The organism is Actinoplanes lobatus, from assembly GCF_014205215.1.
In the GTDB taxonomy this organism is placed as follows: domain Bacteria; phylum Actinomycetota; class Actinomycetes; order Mycobacteriales; family Micromonosporaceae; genus Actinoplanes; species Actinoplanes lobatus.
The window spans coordinates 8,453,286-8,474,065 of sequence record NZ_JACHNC010000001.1 but is presented as its reverse complement, the minus strand read 5'-3'; the positions used below and the strand labels follow the sequence as shown (position 1 = coordinate 8,474,065).

The 20,780-nt window shown below is 73.6% G+C and carries 19 protein-coding genes; 15 read left to right on the top strand and 4 right to left on the bottom strand.

Annotation, left to right across the window (positions count from 1 at the left end):
* Positions 1 to 57: 57 nt before the first annotated feature.
* Positions 58 to 333 carry a DUF1876 domain-containing protein gene (locus tag BJ964_RS38745; RefSeq protein ID WP_188125302.1) on the top strand — a complete coding sequence of 92 codons (276 nt, stop codon included), beginning with the start codon at positions 58 to 60 and terminating at the stop codon, positions 331 to 333.
* 53 nt (positions 334 to 386) lie between these two features.
* Here the strand turns inward: BJ964_RS38745 and BJ964_RS38740 are convergent, their stop codons facing one another.
* A complete protein-coding gene (locus BJ964_RS38740; RefSeq protein ID WP_188125301.1) occupies positions 387 to 578 on the bottom strand; it encodes a DUF1918 domain-containing protein in 192 nt (63 codons plus the stop codon).
* Between the two features lie 201 nt (positions 579 to 779).
* On the opposite strand from BJ964_RS38740, the gene BJ964_RS38735 reads away from it, so the two are divergent.
* From BJ964_RS38735 to hypE, 14 genes are all read left to right on the top strand, one after another.
* Complete coding sequence (locus BJ964_RS38735) at positions 780 to 1,208, top strand: universal stress protein (RefSeq protein WP_188125300.1); 429 nt, start codon at positions 780 to 782, stop codon at positions 1,206 to 1,208.
* 75 nt (positions 1,209 to 1,283) lie between these two features.
* A complete protein-coding gene (locus BJ964_RS38730) occupies positions 1,284 to 4,007 on the top strand; it encodes a cation-translocating P-type ATPase (RefSeq protein ID WP_188125299.1) in 2,724 nt (907 codons plus the stop codon).
* Complete coding sequence (locus BJ964_RS38725) at positions 3,986 to 4,624, top strand: CBS domain-containing protein (protein ID WP_188125298.1); 639 nt, start codon at positions 3,986 to 3,988, stop codon at positions 4,622 to 4,624. The genes BJ964_RS38730 and BJ964_RS38725 overlap by 22 nt, the downstream gene beginning before the upstream one ends.
* A 68-nt stretch (positions 4,625 to 4,692) precedes the next feature.
* Positions 4,693 to 5,616: a universal stress protein gene (locus BJ964_RS38720; RefSeq protein WP_188125297.1), complete on the top strand. Its 924-nt coding sequence runs from the start codon at positions 4,693 to 4,695 to the stop codon at positions 5,614 to 5,616.
* A 26-nt stretch (positions 5,617 to 5,642) separates the two neighbouring features.
* Positions 5,643 to 5,831, top strand: a complete 189-nt coding sequence (locus BJ964_RS38715; RefSeq protein ID WP_188125296.1) for a hypothetical protein — start codon at positions 5,643 to 5,645, stop codon at positions 5,829 to 5,831.
* A gap of 102 nt (positions 5,832 to 5,933) precedes the next feature.
* A complete protein-coding gene (locus BJ964_RS38710) occupies positions 5,934 to 7,067 on the top strand; it encodes a 4Fe-4S dicluster domain-containing protein (protein WP_188125295.1) in 1,134 nt (377 codons plus the stop codon).
* The gene (locus BJ964_RS38705) at positions 7,064 to 7,888 is read left to right on the top strand and encodes an FAD/NAD(P)-binding protein (protein WP_188125294.1); all 825 of its coding nucleotides are present in this window, start codon (positions 7,064 to 7,066) and stop codon (positions 7,886 to 7,888) included. Before BJ964_RS38710 ends, BJ964_RS38705 begins: the two co-directional genes overlap by 4 nt.
* A complete protein-coding gene (locus BJ964_RS38700; RefSeq protein WP_188125293.1) occupies positions 7,888 to 8,637 on the top strand; it encodes an NADH-quinone oxidoreductase subunit B family protein in 750 nt (249 codons plus the stop codon). The genes BJ964_RS38705 and BJ964_RS38700 overlap by 1 nt, the downstream gene beginning before the upstream one ends.
* A complete protein-coding gene (locus BJ964_RS38695) occupies positions 8,634 to 9,932 on the top strand; it encodes a Ni/Fe hydrogenase subunit alpha (protein WP_188125292.1) in 1,299 nt (432 codons plus the stop codon). Before BJ964_RS38700 ends, BJ964_RS38695 begins: the two co-directional genes overlap by 4 nt.
* 2 nt (positions 9,933 to 9,934) lie before the next feature.
* Positions 9,935 to 10,393, top strand: coding sequence for a hydrogenase maturation protease (locus BJ964_RS38690; protein WP_203832449.1), 459 nt, complete (start codon positions 9,935 to 9,937; stop codon positions 10,391 to 10,393).
* Positions 10,390 to 12,681: a carbamoyltransferase HypF gene (gene hypF / locus BJ964_RS38685; protein ID WP_188125291.1), complete on the top strand. Its 2,292-nt coding sequence runs from the start codon at positions 10,390 to 10,392 to the stop codon at positions 12,679 to 12,681. The genes BJ964_RS38690 and hypF overlap by 4 nt, the downstream gene beginning before the upstream one ends.
* Before the next feature lies 1 nt (position 12,682).
* Positions 12,683 to 12,931, top strand: a complete 249-nt coding sequence (locus BJ964_RS38680) for a HypC/HybG/HupF family hydrogenase formation chaperone (protein WP_188125290.1) — start codon at positions 12,683 to 12,685, stop codon at positions 12,929 to 12,931.
* Positions 12,928 to 14,037 (top strand): hydrogenase formation protein HypD, encoded by a 1,110-nt coding sequence (gene hypD / locus BJ964_RS38675; protein WP_188125289.1) that lies wholly within the window; start codon positions 12,928 to 12,930, stop codon positions 14,035 to 14,037. The genes BJ964_RS38680 and hypD overlap by 4 nt, the downstream gene beginning before the upstream one ends.
* A complete protein-coding gene (hypE, locus tag BJ964_RS38670; RefSeq protein ID WP_188125288.1) occupies positions 14,024 to 15,079 on the top strand; it encodes a hydrogenase expression/formation protein HypE in 1,056 nt (351 codons plus the stop codon). The genes hypD and hypE overlap by 14 nt, the downstream gene beginning before the upstream one ends.
* 17 nt (positions 15,080 to 15,096) lie before the next feature.
* Here hypE and BJ964_RS38665 read toward each other — a convergent pair whose 3' ends face one another.
* Genes BJ964_RS38665 through BJ964_RS38655 form a run of 3 tightly spaced genes read right to left on the bottom strand, consistent with a single transcriptional unit; the run spans position 15,097 to position 20,767 of the window.
* Positions 15,097 to 15,582, bottom strand: a complete 486-nt coding sequence (locus BJ964_RS38665) for a hypothetical protein (protein WP_188125287.1) — start codon at positions 15,580 to 15,582, stop codon at positions 15,097 to 15,099.
* A gap of 26 nt (positions 15,583 to 15,608) precedes the next feature.
* A complete protein-coding gene (nifJ, locus tag BJ964_RS38660) occupies positions 15,609 to 19,133 on the bottom strand; it encodes a pyruvate:ferredoxin (flavodoxin) oxidoreductase (RefSeq protein WP_188125286.1) in 3,525 nt (1,174 codons plus the stop codon).
* Positions 19,130 to 20,767 (bottom strand): NAD(P)-binding protein, encoded by a 1,638-nt coding sequence (locus BJ964_RS38655; protein WP_188125285.1) that lies wholly within the window; start codon positions 20,765 to 20,767, stop codon positions 19,130 to 19,132. The genes nifJ and BJ964_RS38655 overlap by 4 nt, the downstream gene beginning before the upstream one ends.
* Positions 20,768 to 20,780 lie beyond the last annotated feature (13 nt).

The window sequence follows — 20,780 nt, the reverse complement described above, 5'->3', positions numbered from 1 at the left end:
GTGTACAGACGCCGCGGCAAGGGTGGTATGGGAGGAGAGACCGTGAGGAGGTGCTTGATGATGCACACCCGGACCTGGACGGTCGAGATCACCATCGACGAGCACGAGGACGAAAGTCGTACCCGTGCCGTCGCCGTGCTGCGTACCGAGGCCCGCCCCCAAGTGCGTGGTGTCGGTGACGCCTACCGGTCGCCGCGTGACCGGGAGGTGCCGGAGATCGGCGACGAGCTCGCCACCGCGCGGGCCCTGGCCGATCTGGCCTACCAGTTGCTGGACGTGACGGCCGCCGACATCGAGGCGATAGTCCACCGCCCCGTGTACCTGACCAGCTGATCCGGCAGCGATGGACGTGGTGAGGGCGGGGATCCCCGCCCTCACCCGTGCGGTCACCGTGCGGCGGCTTCTATGTGTGTTTCCGGGCCGGGGAAGAAGAGTGTGGTGCGGTCGTCGCTGAGCCAGTGCACCCGGTACGGCGGTGTCCCGTCCGCGTGTTCGACGGTGGTGATGATGCCGATCCGCCGTTCACCGCCGAGACGGATGGCTTCGACGACGACGCGGTCGCCGACTCTCGCGTTCATGGTGTCCTCCCTTTGTTCGGCCCTAGCCACCCGACCAGCACAGAGGCGGCAGTCACCTTCACTGTGGGCGTGCGCCGGCCGGGATCGGCAGGGCCGTTGGGCCCTGCTCGGGCGGTGCCGTGCCGGGGCACTGTGGCAGCAGGTGTTGACGAAACAGGAGGTCGATGATGGCACGGTTTCGACGAGCATGATTCGTCCGATGTGCGAATCGGTGACGTGGTGGTCGGTGTGGACGGCTCCCCGTCGGCGCGGGCCGCGCTGCGCTGGGCGGCCCGGCAGGCACAACTGACCGGAGGCCGCTTGTACGCGGTGACCGCCTGGCAGATTCCGGCCTACTTCGGGTGGGCGCCGACCGCGCCCGACGAGGATCTGGCCGAAGCCGCCGGGAAGGTGCTGACGACCGCGGTGCACAGCGTCCTCGGTGAGGAGCCACCGGATCTGGAGGTGGTGGAGAGAGTGGAGCCCGGCCACCCGGCACAGGTCCTGATCGATCTGTCCGCCCGCGCCCGCCTGCTGGTGGTGGGCAGCCGTGGACACAGCCCGTTCGCCGGAGCGCTGATCGGCTCGGTCAGCCAGCAGTGCGTCCAGCACGCGCACTGCCCGGTCGTGGTGGTCCGGGGCAACCCGTAGGCGGTCGGTGCCGCCTTCGTGAGGCCGTGACGTTCGGCCCTGCCCCGCGATGGCGGGCGGGCGAACTCTGGAGTCATGGCTCAGACGATGACGGCACCGGCCGAGGTCGACGAACGCCAACCGCCGACCGAACTGTTCCGGCACCTGCGCTCCACGCCCCGAGGGCTGCGGTCCCGCGAGGCCGCCCGCCGGTTGACGGTGTACGGCCCGAACGAACTGTCCCGGCGCCACGTGCGGCGCTGGCCGCGGCAGTTGCTGACCCAGTTCACCCAGCCGCTGGCGGTGCTGCTCATGGTCGCCGCGGTGCTGGCCTGGTTCGGGCACGCCCCGGCACTGGGTATGGCCGTGGTCGCGGTCATCCTGCTGAACGCGGCCTTCGCGTTCGTCCAGGAGCGGCAGGCCGAACGGGCCGTCGAGGCGCTGGCCGCCTTCCTGCCGCTGTCGGCGCGGGTGTACCGGGACGGAGTGCTGGTGGAGGCCCCGGTCCGGGATCTGGTGCCGGGCGACGTCGTGGAGATCGCCGAAGGGGACCGGATCAGCGCCGACGCACGCCTGATCGACGGCTCCGTCGCGGTCGACCTGTCCACCCTCAACGGGGAGTCACTGCCAGCCATCCGCACCGCTGACCCGGAACACGTCCCGGGCCCCCTGCTGGAGGCCCGGGAACTCGTGTTCAGTGGAACCTCCTGCACCGCCGGGCAGGCGCGGGCGGTGGTCACCCACACCGGTATGCACACCGAGATCGGCCGGATCGCCGCCCTGTCTCAGCGCGGCTGCCCCGACCCCAGCCCGCTGGAGCGGCAGGTCCGCAAAGTCACGTGGATCATCGCTGCGGTGGCGGTCGCGGCCGGGGCGGCGTTCCTGCCGATCGGGGTGCTCGCCGGGCTCGGCTGGGCGGCGGCGATCACCTTCTCCATCGGGCTGATCGTGGCCAACGTGCCCGAGGGCCTGCTGCCCACGATCACGCTGGCGCTGGCCGCCGGGGTGCGTGAACTGGCCCGCGAGGGCGCCGTGGTGAAGCGGCTGTCCGCCGTGGAGACTCTCGGCTCGACCACGGTGATCTGCACCGACAAGACCGGCACGCTCACCGAGAACCGGATGCGGGTCACCCGGCTGCGGGTGGCCGACCGGGAGTGGGACGCCGCCATTGCCGGCGGCGACCGGCTCGCCCGGGAACTGGCCACGGCCGCGGCCACGTGCACCACCGCCCACCTGGCCGGCGACGGGGCGCCCGCGGACAGCGGCGACCCCACCGAGTTGGCCCTGCTGCGGCTCGCCGCGGCGCTCGGTGTGCCGGTGCGGACCGCCGACCGGGACGGATCGCGCACCTCGCTGTACGCGTTCGATCCGCGTACCAAGCGAATGTCGACGGTCTACGGCGGGCACCTGTTCCTGAAGGGCGCGCCGGAGTCGGTGCTGCCGTTGTGTGACCGCTACCTGGACGCCGCGGGCCGGTTCGCCACACTGACCGGGCCGGCGCGCGCGGACACGTCGGCGGCCGTCGACCGGTACGCCCAGACCGGCCTGCGGGTCCTCGCCGTGGCCCAGCGCATCGCCGAGCCCGCCGTGCTCGCCGCCGGCCGGGAGTCCGCCGAGACCGGTCTCATTCTGCTCGGCCTGGTGGCCATGGTGGACCCGCCCCGCGAGGCGGTGCCCGAGGCGGTCGCCGCCGCCCATCGAGCCGGGATCACCGTGCACGTCATCACGGGTGACTACGGGCCCACGGCCGCGAAGATCGCCGCCGAGGTCGGCATCGGCGACGGCCGCCGGGTCGTCACCGGCGCGGAACTGGAACGGATCGGCGACGCCGACCTGGACCGGCTGCTCGCCGACGGCCGGGAGATCGTCTTCGCGCGCTCGTCGCCGGAGAGCAAGCTCCGCATCTGCGAGGCGCTGCGTTCAGAGGGCCACATCGTGGCGATGACCGGCGACGGCGTCAACGACGCCCCGGCGCTGCGCCACGCCGACATCGGCGTCGCGATGGGACGCTCCGGCACGGACGTCGCCCGGGAAGCGGCGACCATGGTGCTCACCGACGACAACTTCGCCACGATCGTACGGGCGGTGCAGGCCGGCCGCCGGGTCTACGACAACGTGCGCAAGTTCGTGCTCTACATCTTCGCCCACGCCGTACCGGAGGTCGTGCCCTTCCTGGTCTTCGCGCTCTCCGGCGGGGCCGTCCCACTGCCGTTGACGGTCCTGCAGATCCTCGCCATCGACCTGGGCACCGAGACGCTGCCGGCGCTGGCGCTGGGCCGTGAGCGGGCCGAGCCGGGGCTGATGGACCGGCCGCCGCGACCCCGCAGCGCCGGTGTCATCGACGCCCGGCTGCTGTGGCGGGCCTGGGGGCTGCTCGGGGTCACCTCCGCGGTGCTGGTGCTGGCCGGCTTCTTCTTCGTGCTGGCGCGCAACGGCTGGCGTCCCGGTGTCACGCTGTCCGGCACGGCCTACGCCCGGGCCACCACGATGACCTTCGCCGGGATCGTGGCCTGCCAGATCGGTACCGCGTTCGCGTCCCGCACGGATCACGCGTCGCTGCGGACGATCGGCGTGTTCAGCAACCGGCTGCTGCTCGGTGGTATCGCCTTCGAACTGGCGTTCGCCGCCGCTCTCATCTACCTGCCGCCTCTGCAGGCGGTGTTCGGCACGGCCGCCCTCGGGGGCGCGGAACTGACGTTCCTGGCGCCGTTCCCGCTGCTGGTGTGGGGCGCCGACGAGATCTACCGCGCACGGCGACGCCGCCGCGGATCCCACCCCGCGATCGAGGAGGCACCATCATGCGAGTCCGTGACATCATGACCAGCCCGGTTCACTTCACCTGGCACGACGCTCCGGTCGAGTGCGCCGCCGAGCTGATGACCACATACGAGGTGACGGCCCTGCCGGTACTCGGCGCCGACGGGCGGCTGGTCGGCATGATCAGCGAAGGGGACCTGCTGTGGCACCGGGTACCCGCTGAGCCGGAGGCCGACCCGGGACTGCACCCGGACACCGAGCCCACGTTCCGGCCCGGCACCGTGGTGGAGGTGATGTCGGAGTACCCGGTCACCACCGTTCCCGGCGCCGACGTGGCCGACGCCGCCCAGGCGATGCTCGACCACGACGTGCGCAGCCTGCCGGTGGTCGACGGCGGCGCGGTGGTCGGCGTCGTCAGCCGCCGGGACATCCTCAGATCGATGGTCCGCGACGACCTCACACTCAACGGCGACGTTCAGGCACGTCTGGACGACTACGCCGGCCGTCCGGGGCTGTGGTTCGCCGAGGTGAACGCCGGTGTCGCCGTGGTCACCGGCCGCTACCCGAACGAGCAGCAGCGGCGGGTGGTCGCGCTGCTCGCCCGTACCGTGCCGGGGGGTCGCCGCGGTCCGGCTGCGGGAGCCGCAAAGCGGGCCAAACGGCACTATCACCGGAGGTGATCGGGTGCTGGCATAGAGGTAGAGGCGCCGGCGACGCTGCCGGCCCCGGCGTTGTCGGAGGTGCCGTCATGGCCACCCGTAGCGATTTCCGAGCGGAAGCCGAGGCGCGCCGGCACAGCGATGCCGTGACGCAGCCCAACCGCTTCAGTCAAGTGATCAACAGGTACCTGGGCGCGGCGAGCTACCCGGACCCGTACGCGGTACGGCCCGGCCCGGCTCCGGCCACAGCCGCGCCGTACCCGGCACCCGGGGGCGGCCGGGTGCTGGTCGGCGTCGACGACAGCCCGATCAGCTGCGTCGCCGTCGACCACGCCGCGGTCGAGGCGGAGCTGTACGGCTGGGATCTGCACCTGATCACCGTGCGGCACCACGCCGGTGATCCGGCCGGGGAGGCGCTGCTGCGCCGGCTCACCGAGCGGGTGCGGACCAGCGCGCCGTCGGTCGCGGTGAGTTCCCGGCTCGCGGCCGGCGCCGCCCCGGCGTCCGTCCTGCTGTCCGAGGCGGCCGGGAACGACCTGCTCGTGGTGGGGCACCGGCACGGGCGGACCGCCACCACCCTGGGCCGTAGCGTCGCCGGGAAGGTCGCCCGGCACCATGCCGGTCCGGTTCTGGTGATCCGGATTCCGGGCTGGCCGTCCGGGACGGAGTTCGGCAAGCGGCCGCTGGTGGTCGCGACGGACGGTTCGCCGCAGGCGCGGGTGGCGGTCGACTTCGCCCTCAGCGAGGCACGGGCCCGCGGCTGCGAGGTCAATCTGCTGCGTCTGGCCGGCGCCGGAGACCCGGTTCGCGGCCTGGAGATCCGCGACGGCGTGCCGGTACGCCACCGGCTCATCACCGGCGATCCCGTCGCCGCCCTCATCGAGGAGTCCGGCCGGGCCGCCGCGGTGGTTCTCGGCCGGCAGGCGCACCGCGCGATCTCCGGTTCGGTGCTTGCCCCGGCGGCCGGGCTGCTGCCGCAGCGGGCGTACTGCCCGGTGTTCGTCGTCGGCTGAGCACCGCCGGACATGGAGGAGGAGTCATGCGGCCCGCGGTAGCCGATCCCTGCCTGGCACCGCTGCTGGCGCTGCCGCCGCCGACCGGACCGGAGGCCCCGCCGGCCGAGCGCCCGCGGGCCGGCGAGATCGGCAGGGGTCAGTCCCGGGCGTCGGGGGTGGCGATCGCCGCCCCCGACGCCCCTGCCCACCCGCTGCGCACTCCGGAGCGCTGAGCGGACCTTTCGGCCGCCGGGATCGGGACCTCCGGCCCTGTGCCGTGACCGGAAGGCGGCGCACGGTGAGGGGTGAAGGCACGCAGGCTCCGAGGAGGCGCCATGCGAACCGCAGAATCCGCTCAGCTGATCGACGTCACCGGTCTCGAAGTGCTGTTCGGCGTCCTGCACGAGCGGGGCTACACGATCGTCGGCCCGACCGTCCGCGACGGCACCGTCACGATGGCCGAGCTGGACAGCGCCACGCAACTGCCGTGGGGCTGGAGCGCGGACACCGGTCCCGGCCACTACCGGTTGCGGCAGCGCGCCGACGGCGCCGGCTTCGCCCACTGCGCCGGCCCGCAGTCGGTCAAGAACTTCCTGCACCCGCCCCGGGCCCGGCTCTGGTCCACCGACCGTACCGCCGACGGGATCATCGCCACCGGCCCGGAACCGCCCACCAAACGGTACGCCCTGGTCGGCGTACACCCCTGTGACGTGGCCGCGCTCGCCGTCCTGGACCGGGTGCTGGCCCACGGCGAGCACCCGGACCCGGTCTACACGGCCCGCCGCGACGGCGTCCTCGTCGTCACCGCCGAGTGCACCGAGCCCGGAGCCACCTGCTTCTGCGCCTCCATGGGCACCGGGCCGGCCGCCACCGGCGGATACGACCTGGCACTGACCGAGTTGGTCGACGGCGGCCACCGCTTTCTGATCCGGCCCGGCTCACCGGCCGGCGCGGACCTGCTCGCACGGCTGCCGACCCGCCCGGCGAGCCCGGTAGACGTCGCCGCTGCGGACACCGCCGTCGAGCGGGCCGCCGTCACCATGCCGCGCCGGATGCCGGACGGTTCGTTGCCGGAGCTGATCGCGGCCAACCGGGAGTCCCCGCACTGGGCGGACGTCGCCTCCCGCTGCCTCACCTGCGGCAACTGCACGATGGCGTGCCCCACCTGCTTCTGCGTCAGCACCACGGACGTCACCGACCTGACCGGCGAGCACACCGAACGGTGGCGGCAGTGGGACTCCTGCTTCAGCGTCGACTTCTCGTACGTGCACGGCGGCCCGGTACGCGCGAGCGGCGCCTCCCGCTACCGGCAGTGGATCAGTCACAAGCTGGGCACCTGGCACGAGCAGTTCGGGATGTCCGGCTGTGTCGGCTGCGGGCGGTGCATCGCCTGGTGCCCGGCCGGTATCGACATCACCCGCGAGGCCGCGGCCCTGGCCGCCCCGACGCCGGCTGGTGAGCCGTCATGACCGCCGCCACGATCAGTGGGGTGATCCCGCTGCCCTACCGGGTGGCGGGGCGGCGGGAGGACACCGCCGACACGGTCACGCTCGAACTCGACCGGGACGGCGAGGGCCTGCCGGAGTTCGGGCCGGGACAGTTCGCCATGCTCACCGCGTACGGAATCGGGGAAGTTCCGATCTCTGTCAGCGGTAGCCGCGGCACCCGGCTGATCCACACCATCCGCGCGGTCGGGGCAGTGACCCGGGCGCTGTGCGCGACCAGGTCCGGCGACGTGATAGGCGTGCGCGGCCCGTTCGGCACCCGCTGGGACGTCGGTGCGGCCGCCGGCCACGACGTGCTCGTGGTGGCCGGCGGCATCGGCCTGGCCCCGTTGCGCCCGGTGGTCGAGTGCCTGCTCGCCGACCGCCGGGCCTACGGGCACGTGGCGGTCCTGATCGGCGCGCGCCGCCCGGGTGAGCTGCTCTACCCGGGCGATCTGCGGCGCTGGGCGGCGCACGTGCGGGTCGACGTGATCGTGGACCGGGCCGAACCCGGCTGGCGGGGGCGGGTCGGTCTGGTCACCGGGTTGATCCCGGCGGCCGGGGTGGACGCCGGACGGGCCGTGGCGTACGTCTGCGGTCCCGAGGTGATGATGCGGGCCACCGCCCGCGCCTTGGTCGATCGGGGTGTCCAGGCGGAGCGGGTGTGGCTGTCGCTGGAACGCGCCATGCGCTGCGGCGCCGGCTGGTGCGGCCACTGCCAGCTCGGCCCGCTGCTGATCTGCCGGGACGGCCCGGTCGTCGGTTATCCGGTGGCCGAGCCGCTGCTGACCGTTCGGGAGCTGTGATGCCGACCCTGGCCGTCTGGAAGTTCGCGTCCTGCGACGGATGCCAGCTCAGCCTGCTGGACTGTGAGGATGAGCTGCTGGCGTTGGCCGGCCGGGTGCGGATCGTGCACTTCCCGGAGGCGACCCGGGCGAGCGCTCCGGGCCCCTATGACATCTCGCTGGTCGAGGGCTCGATCACCACGCCCGGCGACGCCCGCCGGATCCGGGAGATCCGCGCCGTGTCCCGGGTGCTGATCACCATCGGCGCGTGCGCCACCGCCGGCGGCGTGCAGGCGCTGCGCAACTCCGCCGACGTCGCCGAGTACGCCTCGGTGGTCTACGCCCGGCCCGGGTATCTGGACACGCTGGCCACCTCCACGCCGATCGCGGCGCACGTCGACGTGGACTACGAGCTGTACGGCTGCCCGATCGACCGGGGTCAGCTGCTGGAGACGATCGGCGCGCTGCTGGTGGGCCGCAAACCGGACCTGCCAGCGCACAGCGTCTGCTTCGAGTGCAAGCGCCGCAACAACGTCTGCGTGGTCGTGGCGTACGGCGAGCCGTGTCTCGGGCCGGTGACCCGGGCCGGGTGCGGGGCGATCTGCCCGGCGTTCCGGCGCGGCTGCTTCGGCTGCTTCGGCCCCGCCGAGACACCCAACGACGCGGCCCAGGTGGACCTGCTTCGGTCCACCGGCATGTCCGGCCCGGACATCGTACGGATGCGGCGGCTGTTCGACCCGGCCGCGGAACCGGAGGAGGCGACGTCATGACGCATCGGCACGACCGGCTCCTCGACGTGCCGGGACTGGCCCGGGTGGAGGGCGAGGGCGCCATGCACGTACGGGTCCGCGACGGCGTGGTCGAGGACGTGCGCCTGGAGATCTACGAGCCGCCCCGGTTCTTCGAGGCGTTCCTGCGGGGGCGCCGGCACACAGAGCCGCCCGACATCACGGCCCGGATCTGCGGGATCTGCCCGGTGGCGTACCAGATGAGCGCCTGCGCGGCGATCGAGGACGCCTGCGGGGTGACCGTGCCGCCGGCCATCGCGGCGCTGCGCCGGCTGCTCTACTGCGGTGAGTGGATCGAGAGCCACGTCTTGCACATCTACCTGCTGCACGCCCCGGACTTCCTCGGCTACGACAGCGCCCTGGACCTGGCCCGTGACCGGCGTGACCTGGTGGAACGCGGGTTGGCACTGAAGAAGACCGGCAACGACCTGATGGAGGCGATCGGGGGCCGGGCCATCCACCCGGTCAACGTGCGGGTGGGCGGCTTCTACCGGGCCCCGGCGCCGGCCGATCTGGCGCCGCTCCGGGAACGCCTGCGCACCGCCCTCGACCAGGCGCTGGACACCGTTCGGTGGGTGGCCGGCTTCGACTTCCCGCCGTTCCACCACGACCACGAGATGCTCGCGCTGACCGAGCCGGACCGGTACGCCATCGAGTCCGGGTCGATCGTCACCACCGGCGGCCTGGAGTTCGGTGTCCGTGAGTTCGAGCGGCACGTCGTGGAGGAGCAGGTGCCGCACTCCACCGCCCTGCACGCCCACCTGGCCGGCCGCGGCCGCTACCTGACCGGACCGGTCGCCCGCTACACCCTCAACCACAGCTTGCTGTCGCCGCTGGCGCGGGAGGCGGCCGAGGCCGCCGGGCTGGGCGCGCAGTGCCGGAACCCCTACCGCGGCATCGTGGTCCGGGCCGTCGAGACGGTGTACGCCGTGGAGGAGGCGATCCGACTCATCGACGCCTACGAGCCCCCGCCGTTCCCCGCGGTACGGGTGCCACCCCGTGCCGCCGCCGGTTACGGCGCCACCGAAGCCCCCCGCGGCACCCTGTTCCACCGGTACGAGATGGACGCGAACGGGCTGATCACCTCGGCCCGGATCGTGCCGCCGACCGCCCAGAACCAGGCCGCCGTCGAGGACGACCTGACCCGTTTCGTGGCCGGTCGGCTCGACCTGGACGACGAGCGCCTCACCCATGAGTGCGAGCAGGCGATCCGCAACTACGACCCGTGCATCTCCTGCGCCACGCACTTCCTCGACCTGCACGTGGAACGGAGCTGACCGTGGACGGGCGACGGGTGGTGATCGGGGTGGGCAACGAGTACCGCCGCGACGACGGCTTCGGCCCCCGGGTGGTTGCCGAACTCTCCGCACGCCGCGGCCACGACCCACGGCTCGCCGGGGTGGAGCTGCGGGTCAGCGACGGTGAGCCGGCCCGCATGCTGGAGGCGTGGACCGGCGCGGACGTCGCCGTGGTGATCGATGTGGCGTCCGGCGGCACGGCCGGCGCGTGGCACGAGGTGACCCTGCCGGAATCCGGCGAGCCCGCCACCTCCGGACACGGTTTCGGGCTGGGCGCCACCGTGGCCCTGGCCCGGGAGCTGGACCGGCTGCCCGGGCGCCTGGTGACGCTGGTGGCGTACGGGCGGGAGTTCGGCTTCGGCGTCGGGCTCAGCGATCCGGTGGCCGCCGCGGTGAGCCCGGTCGCCGACCGCGTCTGTGAACTGGAGGCGACGTCATGACCGCCTGGTCGGTACGGGTCCGTGGCACCGTGCAGGGTGTCGGTTTCCGGCCGTTCGTGCACCGGGTCGCCACCGGGTTGAGCCTGGACGGCGCGGTCCGTAACGTCGGTGGGGATGTGCTGATCGACGTGGGCGGTCCGGAGGCGGCCGTCGCCCGGCTGGTGGAGGCGCTGCGCGACCAGGCCCCGCCGGCCGCCCGGGTGGTCGAGGTGATCGTCGCCCCGGCTCCGGTGGCGCCGCCGCCCGGTTTCCGGGTCACGCCCAGCGGAGACGCCGAGTTGACCGGCGGGTTCGCCGGGCTGCCGCCCGACCTGGCGACCTGCGACGACTGCCTGCGGGAACTGTTCGACCCGGGCGACCGCCGCTTCCGGTACCCGTTCATCAACTGCACCAACTGTGGGCCGCGCGCCACCATCGTGGACGCTCTGCCGTACGACCGGGAGCGCACCGCGATGGCGGGCTTCGCGCTGTGCCGGCGCTGCGCGGCCGAATACTGCGACCCGGCGGATCGGCGGTTCCACGCCGAGCCGGTGGCGTGCCCGGCGTGCGGGCCGCGGCTCACCTGGCACGCCGGGAAGCGGTCCGCCCACGCCGACCGGGCGCTGACCGCGGCGGCCGGTGCGATCGGGGTCGGGCGGATCGTCGCGGTCAAGGGCCTCGGCGGCTACCAGCTGATCTGCGACGCCACCGATGCGAGCGCGGTGGACCGGCTGCGCCGTCGCAAGCAGCGGCCACGTAAGCCGTTCGCGGTGATGGTGGCCGACCTGGGGGCGGCGCACGCGGTGGCCGACCTGTGCCCGGAGGGGTGGACCGTGCTGACCTCGCCGGCCCGGCCGATCGTGCTGCTGCCCGCCCGGACCGGCTCCCCGGTGGTGGCCGCGGTCGCGCCGGGCGTGGACCGGGTGGGGCTGTTCCTGCCGTACACACCCCTGCATCACCTGCTGCTGCGTGCCGTGGGCCGGCCGCTCGTGGTGACCAGCGGCAACCGCGCCGACGAGCCGATCGCGATCGGCGACGCCGACGCGGCGGAGCGGCTCGCCGGGATCGCCGACGGCTTCCTGAGCCACGACCGGCCGATCCGGGCCCGCTACGACGACTCGGTGGTGCACATCGCCGCCGGGACCGCCCGGATGCTGCGCCGGGCCCGCGGCTACGCGCCCGGCTCGCTGCCGCTGCCGGTGCCCGCCCGGCGGCCGGTGCTGGCGGTCGGCGCCCAGCTCAAGCACACCTTCACCCTGGCCCGCGGGGACCGGGCGCTGGTCGGCCCGCACGGCGGCGACCTGGCCGACGCGGACACGCTGGCCGCGTTCCGGGCGAACGTCGCCCAGCTCAGCCGCCTGCACCGGTTCGAGCCCGAGGTGGTGGCGCACGATCTGCACCCGGACTACCTGTCCACCGCGTACGCCCGGGAGACCGCCGCCGGGCCGCAATTGATCGGCGTCCAGCATCACCACGCGCACGTGGTGTCGTGCGCGGCTGAGCACGGCCTCGACGGCCCGTTCCTGGGCGTCGCGTACGACGGTCTCGGCTACGGCGACGACGGCCGGCTGTGGGGTGGGGAGTTGCTGCTGGCCACCTACACCGGGTTCCGGCGGCTGGGCCGGTTCGGGGCCGCGCCGCTGCCCGGCGGGGAGGCCGCGGTTCGCCGCCCGGTCCGTACCGCGCTGGGCTACCTTTACGGCGGTGAGTTCCCGCTGCCGGACGCCCCGCCGCTCGCGCTGTGCCGCCGGATGCCCGCAGCCGAGCAGACCGTGGTCCGGCGGATGATCGAACGGCACGTGAACAGCCCGTACGCCTCCAGCGCCGGCCGCTTCCTGGATGCCGCCGCCAGTCTGCTCGGCATCCGCGACGACAACGGCTACGAGGGCGAGGCCGCGATCCTGCTGGAGGCGGCCGCGCACCGGGCCACCGGCCACCCCGAACCACTGCCGTGGCGGCTGACCAGTAAGGACGACCTCTGGGTCTACGACTGGTCCGGCACCCTGAGCGCCCTGCTGTGGCGGGCCGCCGGCGGAGAACCGGCCGCCGACCTGGCGCTCGCGGTGCACCGCGCGGTGGTCGACGTGACCGTGGAGCTGTGCGGGCGGGCCGCGGAGAGCACCGGCGTCCGGGTGGTCTGCCTGTCCGGTGGCTGCCTGCAGAACCGCATCCTGGCCGGGGCGCTGCCGCCGGCCCTGCGGACGGCCGGTCTGACCGCGCTGCTCAACCGGGACGTGCCGGCTGGCGACGGCGGTATCAGTTACGGGCAGGCGGTGGTCGCCGCGGCCCGGCTGGCCGGGGGAGACTGACATGTGCCTGGGCATCCCCGGCAGGGTGGCCGAGATCGATCAGGAGGACGGGCTGCGGGTCGGCACGGTCGACTTCGGTGGCGTCCGTAAACGGGTGTGTCTCGCCTACGCGCCCGAGGCCGCGGTCGGCGACTACGTGATCGTCCACGTCGGGTTCGCGATCAGCGTGGTCGACGCCGCCGAGGCCCAGCGCACCCTGGCGGTGCTGCGGGCGATGGGCGACGTCCTCGAACGGGAGCTGGGACCGTGAAATACATCGACGAATACCGGGACCCGGAACTGGCCCGGCTGCTGCTCGCCGAGCTGGGCCGGGTCACCACCCGGCCGTGGACGCTCATGGAGGTGTGCGGCGGGCAGACCAACACGATCGTGCGGCAGGGTATCGACGAGCTGCTGCCCGGTGGCATCGAGATGATCCACGGGCCGGGTTGCCCGGTCTGTGTCACCCCGCTGGAGGTCCTGGACCGGGCCATGGCGATCGCGGCGACCCCCGGGACGATCCTGACCAGTTTCGGCGACATGCTGCGGGTACCCGGCTCGCGTACCGATCTGCTCGCCCAGCGGGCCCGCGGCGCCGACGTGCGGATTGTCTACTCGCCGATGGACGCCGTCACCCTGGCCCGCGACAACCCGGACCGGCAGGTGGTGTTCCTGGCCGTCGGGTTCGAGACGACCGCGCCGGCCAACGCGATGGCCGTCCTGCACGCCGCCGCCCTCGGGATCACCAACTTCAGCGTCCTGGTCAGCCACGTCCTGGTGCCGCCGGCCATGACGGCCGTGCTGCGCGCCCCCGGCTGCCGGGTGCAGGGCTTCCTCGCCGCCGGGCACGTCTGCGCGGTGATGGGCTGGTCCGAGTACGAGCCGCTGGCCGAACAGTTCCGGGTGCCGATCGTGGTCACCGGGTTCGAGCCGCTGGACCTGCTGGAGGGCATCCTGATGACGGTCCGGCAACTGGAGCAGGGCCGGCACGAGGTGGAGAACCAGTACGCGCGGGCGGTCCGCCGGGACGGCAACACCGCGGCTCGGGCGGCGATCCGGCGGGTCTTCCGGGTCACCGACCGGGCGTGGCGGGGCATCGGCACCATCCCGGACAGCGGCCTCACCCTGACCGACGAGTTCGCCGCGTTCGACGCCCGCCGCCGGTTCGACGTGGGCCGGCTCGTCGTGCGCGAGCACCCCGACTGTGTGGCCGGCGACATCCTGACCGGCGCGAAGACGCCGCTCGACTGCGCCGCCTACGGCACCACCTGCACCCCCCGTACACCGCTGGGCGCGCCGATGGTGTCCGCGGAGGGCACCTGCGCCGCCTACTACACCGCTGGCCGCCGCCAGGAGGACCGTCATGCGTCACGTTGACCCGGCCACCGGAACCTGCCCCGCCCCGGTGCCGGAGACCGAGCGGGTGCTGCTCGGGCACGGTTCCGGCGGGCGGCTGTCCGCCGAGCTGATCGGCCGGGTGCTGGTTCCGGCGCTCGGCGCGGCCGCGCCCGGCGGGCCGCTCGAGGACGCCGCGGTGGTCGAGGTGGGGGAGTCCGATCTGGCCCTGAGCACCGATGCGTACGTGGTGGACCCGCTGTTCTTCCCCGGTGGCGACATCGGGTCGATGGCCGTCCACGGCACCGTCAACGACCTGGCCATGCGCGCCGCCATGCCGGTGGCGCTGACCGTGGCGTACGTCGTCGAGGAGGGCCTGCCGCTGCCGGTGCTGCGCTCGGTGGCCGAGTCGGCCGGGGAGGCGGCCGTCGCGGCCGGTGTCCCGATCGTCAGCGGCGACACGAAGGTCGTCGGACGGGGCGCCGCCGACCGGCTCTTCGTGATCACCGCCGGGCTGGGCCGCCGCCTGCCGGGCGTGGCCCCGTCCGTGGCGGCTGCCCGGCCGGGCGACGCGATCCTGCTGTCCGGGCCGATCGGCGCGCACGGCGTCACCGTGCTCAGCACCCGCGAGGGTCTGGGTTTCGAGGCCGACCTCGTCTCGGACAGCCGGCCGCTGCACCGGCTGGTCGCCGCGATGGTGGCGGCCGGAGGGGACGCCGTGCACGCGCTGCGCGACCCGACCCGGGGTGGCCTGGCGTCGGCGCTCAACGAGATCGCCGCGGCCTCGGGCGTCGGTGCCGAGATCGACGAGCGGGCCCTGCCGGTGCCGGAGCCGGTGCGGGCCGCCTGCGAGATGCTCGGCCTGGACCCGGCGTACGTCGCGAACGAGGGCTGCCTGGTCGCGTTCGTCGCCGCGGAGCGGGCCGACGCGGTGCTGGCCGCGATGCGGGACCGGCCGGAGGGCGCCCAGGCGGTCCGGATCGGGACGGCGTGCGATGACGGGCCGGTGGTGGTGCGGACCGCGGTGGGTTCGCGGCGGGTCCTCGACGTGCTGCTCGGCGAGCAGTTGCCCCGGATCTGCTGACCCGGGGCGCCCGGTTCTCAGCGGTCGGCTTCGCGGCGGCGCTCGGCGGCGGCCAGATAGGAGTCCGCCTGCTCCTGGGCCCGTTTCTCGGACCGTCGCAGGCCCTGCGCGGTCCCGGACAGCCGCCAGTACCAGAGGGCGGTGACCTCCAGGTCGCTGGGAGACATCTTCCGGTAGCGGGGGTCGCGGTGCTCGGCCAGGTAGTGGACCCGCAGGTTGGAGCGGCGCAGCCCGGCGTCCCACCGCCGGCGGCAGTTCTCCGCCTTGCGCAGGCAGTCGCGGACCCTCTCGTTCCACGGCACGTCGCAGTACCGGTATCCGGACGGTATCCGCAGCGGCCAGTACGGCGGATCCGGCCGCGGCGGCGCGATCATCAACCCGGCGCACGGGACCACACCGTCGGGGCCGTCCATCGGGCAGCGACCCGACGCGTCCGGGCCGTGGCAGACGCGGAGCACCTTGCCGGTGACGGGGTGCAGGATCTGGATCTCCTTGTGTGTCATCGCCCTACCTCCTTGCCGTTGGGCGGTCAGCGGCGGGCGTCGGCCGGGAACCGTTCCGGGCCGTGCGCCGCCATCTCCTCGTACCGCAGCCACCGCTGGTCGACCGCCTCCTGGGCGAGCCGGGCCAGCCGGTCCGCCTCGGCAGGGTCGGTGTCGCGCAGCTGCCGGAAGCGCAACTCGCCCTCGGTGAAGTCGGTCAGCGGCCGACTGGGCCGGGGGCAGTCCAGCAGGAACGGGTTGGCGCCGGCGGCGCGCAGCAGCGGGTCGTAGCGGATCAACGGCCAGTAGCCGGTGACCACCGCCAGTTGCTGGCGGGTCAGGCCGTCGCGCATGTCCAGGCCGTGGGCGATGCAGTGGGCGTACGCGATGACCAGTGACGGCCCGTCGTACGCCTCCGCCTCCCGCAGCGCCTGCAACGTCTGCTGCGGATCGGCGCCCATCGCGACCCGGGCCACGTACACGTTGCCGTAGGCGATGGCCTGCAACGCCAGGTCCTTCTTCGGGGTGGTCTTGCCGCCGGCCGCGAACCGGGCGACCGCCGACAGCGGGGTGGCCTTGGACATCTGGCCGCCGGTGTTGGAGTAGACCTCGGTGTCCAGCACCAGCACGTTGACGTCACGGCCGGAGGCGAGCACGTGATCGAGCCCGGCCGCGCCGATGTCGTACGCCCATCCGTCCCCGCCGACGATCCACACGCTGCGGCGTACCAGGTGGTCCAGGACGCTGGTCAGGTCGGCGACCGCGGGTTCGGCGGGGTCCAGTCCGGCCAGGCGTTCCCGCAGCTGGGCGAGGCGGTCCCGCTGGGCGGCGAACTCCGACTCGCGGCGCTGCGGGGCGTCCAGCAGCGCGTCCACGAGATCCGGGCCGAGCCGGTCGCGCAGCTGCCGCAACCGGGTCTCGGCGAGGCGGCGGTGCAGGTCGGCGGCGAGCCGGAAGCCGAGCCCGAACTCGGCGTCGTCCTCGAACAGCGAGTTCGACCAGGCCGGGCCGCGCCCGTCGGCGTTGCGGGTCCACGGGGTGGTGGGCAGGTTGCCGCCGTAGATGGACGAGCAGCCGGTGGCGTTGGCGACCATCAGGCGGTCGCCGAACAGCTGGGAGAGAACCTTGAGGTACGGCGTCTCGCCGCATCCGGTGCAGGCCAGCGAGAACTCGAACAGCGGCTGGAGGAACTGGGCGCCTCGGACGGTGCCGAAATCGACCCGGGACCGGTCGGCGTACGGAATCGTCTCGAAGTGGGCGATGGCGGCGCGCCCCTGTTCGAGTTGCGGTTCGCGGGGTCGCAGGTCGATGGCGCCGACCGGGCAGGCCTCGGCGCACAGGCCGCAGCCGGTGCAGTCCTCCAGGTAGACCTGGAGGGTGTAGGCGGTTGCCGGCAGGCCGCGGGCGTTCAGTTCCGCGGACCGGAACCCGTCCGGCGCGCCGGCGAGCAGGTCGGCGTCGTAGAACTTGGACCGGATGACGCTGTGCGGGCAGACGAACGCGCATGCCCCGCACTGGATGCAGGTCTGCGGATCCCAGGTGGCGACCTGGTCGGCGATGTTGCGTTTCTCGTAGGCGGTGGTGCCGCCCGGGTAGGTGCCGTCGGCGGGCAGCGCGCTCACCGGCAGGCGGTCGCCACGCCCGGCCATCATGGTGGCGGTGACCTCGCGGACGAAGCGGGGCGCGTCGTCCGGGACGATCGGCGGCGGCCGCCGGGTGGTGGTGGCCTTTCCTGGTACGGGCACGGGCCGCAGGGCGGCGAGGGCGGCGTCGACGGCAGCGTGGTTGCGGGCGACCACGTCCGCGCCGCGCCGGGCGTACGTCCTGGTGATGGCCTCCTTGACGCGGGTAACCGCCGCGCCCGCCGGAAGCACGCCGGAGATCGCGAAGAAGCAGGTCTGGAGCACGGTGTTGCTGCGGCCGGGCAGGCCCGCGGCGGCGGCGACCCGGTCGGCGGCGATCGCGTAGACGGTCAGGCCCCGGGCGATGATCTGCTCCTGGACCGGTCGGGACAGCGCCTGCCAGACGTCGTCGGCGTCGCTGTTGAGCAGCAGCGTGGCGCCCGGCGCGGCGTGGTCGAGCACGTCGACCCGGTCCAGTAGGCCGCTGTGGTGGCAGGCGACGAACCCCGCCTTGGAGATCAGGTACGGAGCGTGGATCGGCTCGGGGCCGAACCGCAGGTGGGAGACGGTGAGGCCGCCGGACTTCTTGGAGTCGTAGACGAAGTAGCCCTGCGCGTGTGTGCCCTCGTCGGCGGCGAGGATCTTGATGGTGTTCTTGTTGGCGCCGACCGTGCCGTCCGAGCCGAGTCCGAAGAACACCGCCCGGGTGGTGGCGTCCGGTTCGATGTCCAGGTCGGTCCAGGGCAGGCTGGCGCCGGTGACGTCGTCGACGATGCCGACGGTGAATCGTGGCCGGGGCCGGGCGGCGGCCAGTTCGGTCAGCACCGCGGCGACCATGCCGGGGGTGAACTCCTTGGAGCCGAGCCCGTACCGGCCGCCGATCACGCCGGGCATCGGCCGGCCGCTTCCGGCGAGGGCGGCGACCACGTCGAGGAAGAGGGGTTCGCCGGCCGAGCCGGGCTCCTTGGTGCGGTCCAGTACGGCGATCCGGCGGGCGGTCGGCGGCAGCGCGGCGATCAGCTCGGCGGCCGGGAACGGGCGGAACAGCCGGACGTGCAGCACACCGGTGTGCTCGCCGCGGGCGTTGAGGTGGGCGACGGTCTCCCTGGCGGTCTCGGCGCCCGACCCCATCAGAACCAGCACGCGGTCGGCGTCCGGCGCGCCGTGGTAGTCGACGATCCGGTAGCGGCGGCCGGTGCGTGCCGCGAGGGCGTCCATGGCCTCCTGCACCGCGGACGGCACCCGGGCATGGTAGGGGTTGACCGTCTCCCGGCTCTGGAAGTAGACGTCCGGGTTCTGGGCGGTGCCGCGGATCACCGGCCGTTCCGGTGACAGGGCGCGGGCCCGGTGTGCGCGGACCAGGTCGGCCGGGACCAGGGCGCGCAGGTCGTCGTCGGTGAGCGTGTCGACGGTGTTGAGCTCGTGCGAGGTCCGGAATCCGTCGAAGAAGTGCACGAACGGCACCCGGGTGCACAGTGTCGCGGCCTGGGCCACCAGCGCCAGGTCGTGGGCCTCCTGCACGGAGGCGGAGGCGAGCATCGCGAAGCCGGTGGCGCGGGCGGCCATCACGTCGGAGTGGTCGCCGAAGATGGACAGCCCCTGGGTGGCCAGTGCGCGGGCTGCCACGTGCAGGACGGCGGGCGTCAGCTCCCCGGCGATCTTGTACATGTTGGGGATCATCAGCAGCAGGCCCTGCGAGGCGGTGAACGTGGTGGTCAGCGCCCCGCTCTGCAACGCGCCGTGCAGGGCGCCGGCCGCGCCGCCCTCGCTCTGCATCTCCACCACCGACGGGACGCTGCCCCACACGTTGGGCCGCCCGGCCGCCGACCACTGGTCGGCGAGTTCGGCCATCACCGACGACGGGGTGATCGGGTAGATGCAGCAGATCTCGTTGAGCCGGTAGGCGACCGACACCGCCGCCTCGTTGCCGTCGATCGTCACGCGTGTCATGACCGGGCCTCCGGAATCATCTCGATCGCGTGCACCGGGCACTGGTCGAAGCAGGTGCCGCAGCCGGTGCACCGGTCGTAGTCGAACCGGTAGCGGTCGCCGGGCCCCAGCTTGATCACCGCGTCGTGCGGGCAGGCGCCCAGGCAGCCGTCGCACTCGAAGCAGTTGCCGCAGGACAGGCAGCGCCCGGCCTCGAACCGGGCGGCGGCCGGGTCGAGTCCGCCGACGATCTCGGTGAAGTCGCCGACCCGGGCGGCCGGGTCGCGTTCGGCCTGGGAGCGGCGGCCCGCGTCGCCGAAGTACCAGGGGCGCAGCAGCCCGAACTCGGCGACCGGATGCTTCTCCGCCGGCTGATGGGCCAGGCCGCGCAGGTAGGCGTCGATGTGCCGGGCCGCCTTGCGGCCGTGCCCGACGCCGACCGTGACGGTGCGTTCGGCCGGCACCATGTCGCCACCGGCGAAGACGCCCGGGCAGCCGGTCTGGAACGACGGAGACACCAGGACCGTGCCGTCCGGCCCGAACTCCACGCCCGGCACACCGCGCAGGAAGGCGGTGTCCGAGCGCTGCCCGAGGGCCAGCACGACGGTGTCGGCGGAGAGCGTCTCGGTGCGGCCGGTCGGCACCGGGCGGCCGTCGGCGTCGAGTTCCATCACCTCGACGGTCAGGTCCGGGCCGTCGAACGCCTGGATGGTCCGCAGCCAGTTGATCTTCACGCCCTCGCGTTCGGCCTCGTCGGCCTCCTCGGCGTGCGCCGGCATCTGGGCCCGGGTGCGCCGGTAGACGATCAGCGCCTCCTCGGCGCCCAGGCGCCGGGCAACCCGCGCGGCGTCCATCGCGGTGTTGCCGCCGCCGTACACCGCCACCCGCCGCCCGATCGCCGGCCGCTCACCGGCCGCCACGCTGCGCAGCAGGCTCACCGCGTCGACGATCCGTCCGGCCTCGCGGGCCGGGATGTCGATCCGCTTGGACAGGTGCGCGCCGACCGCCACGAACACCGCGTCGAAGCCACCGGCCCGGCGGTCGGCCTCCAGGTCGTGCACCGGGTTGCCGCACTCGATGGTGACGCCCAGATCGGCGATCCGGGCGATCTCGGCGGCCAGCACGTTGCGGGGCAGCCGGTACGCCGGGATGCCGTACCGCATCATGCCGCCCGGCTCGGCGCCGGCGTCACGCACGTGTACGCGGTGCCCGAGCCGGGCCAGGTGGTAGGCCGCGGACAGGCCGCTCGGCCCGGCGCCCACCACCAGCACCCGGCGGCCGGTCGGCGCGGGCGGCGGTCCGAACCGCCAGCCGCGTTCCAGCGCCAGGTCGCCGAGGAACCGCTCCACCGCGTGGATCGACACGGGACTGTCCAGGTGGGCACGGTTGCAGGCGGACTCGCACGGGTGGTAGCAGACCCGGCCGTGCACGGCGGGCAGCGGGTTGTCGGCGGTCAGCGCCCGCCACGCCCGCTCGTGGTCGCCGGCTCGCGCGTACCCGAGCCAGGCCTGGATGTTCTCACCGGCGGGGCAGCCGGCGTTGCAGGGCGGTAGCAGATCCACGTAGACCGGCCGCCGCTGCCGTACCGGCCCGCCCCGCGGCTCGTCGTGCAGCAGGTCCGGCAGCGGTGTCATGTCGTGCCACACGGGGTTCATGCCGGCCTCCCTG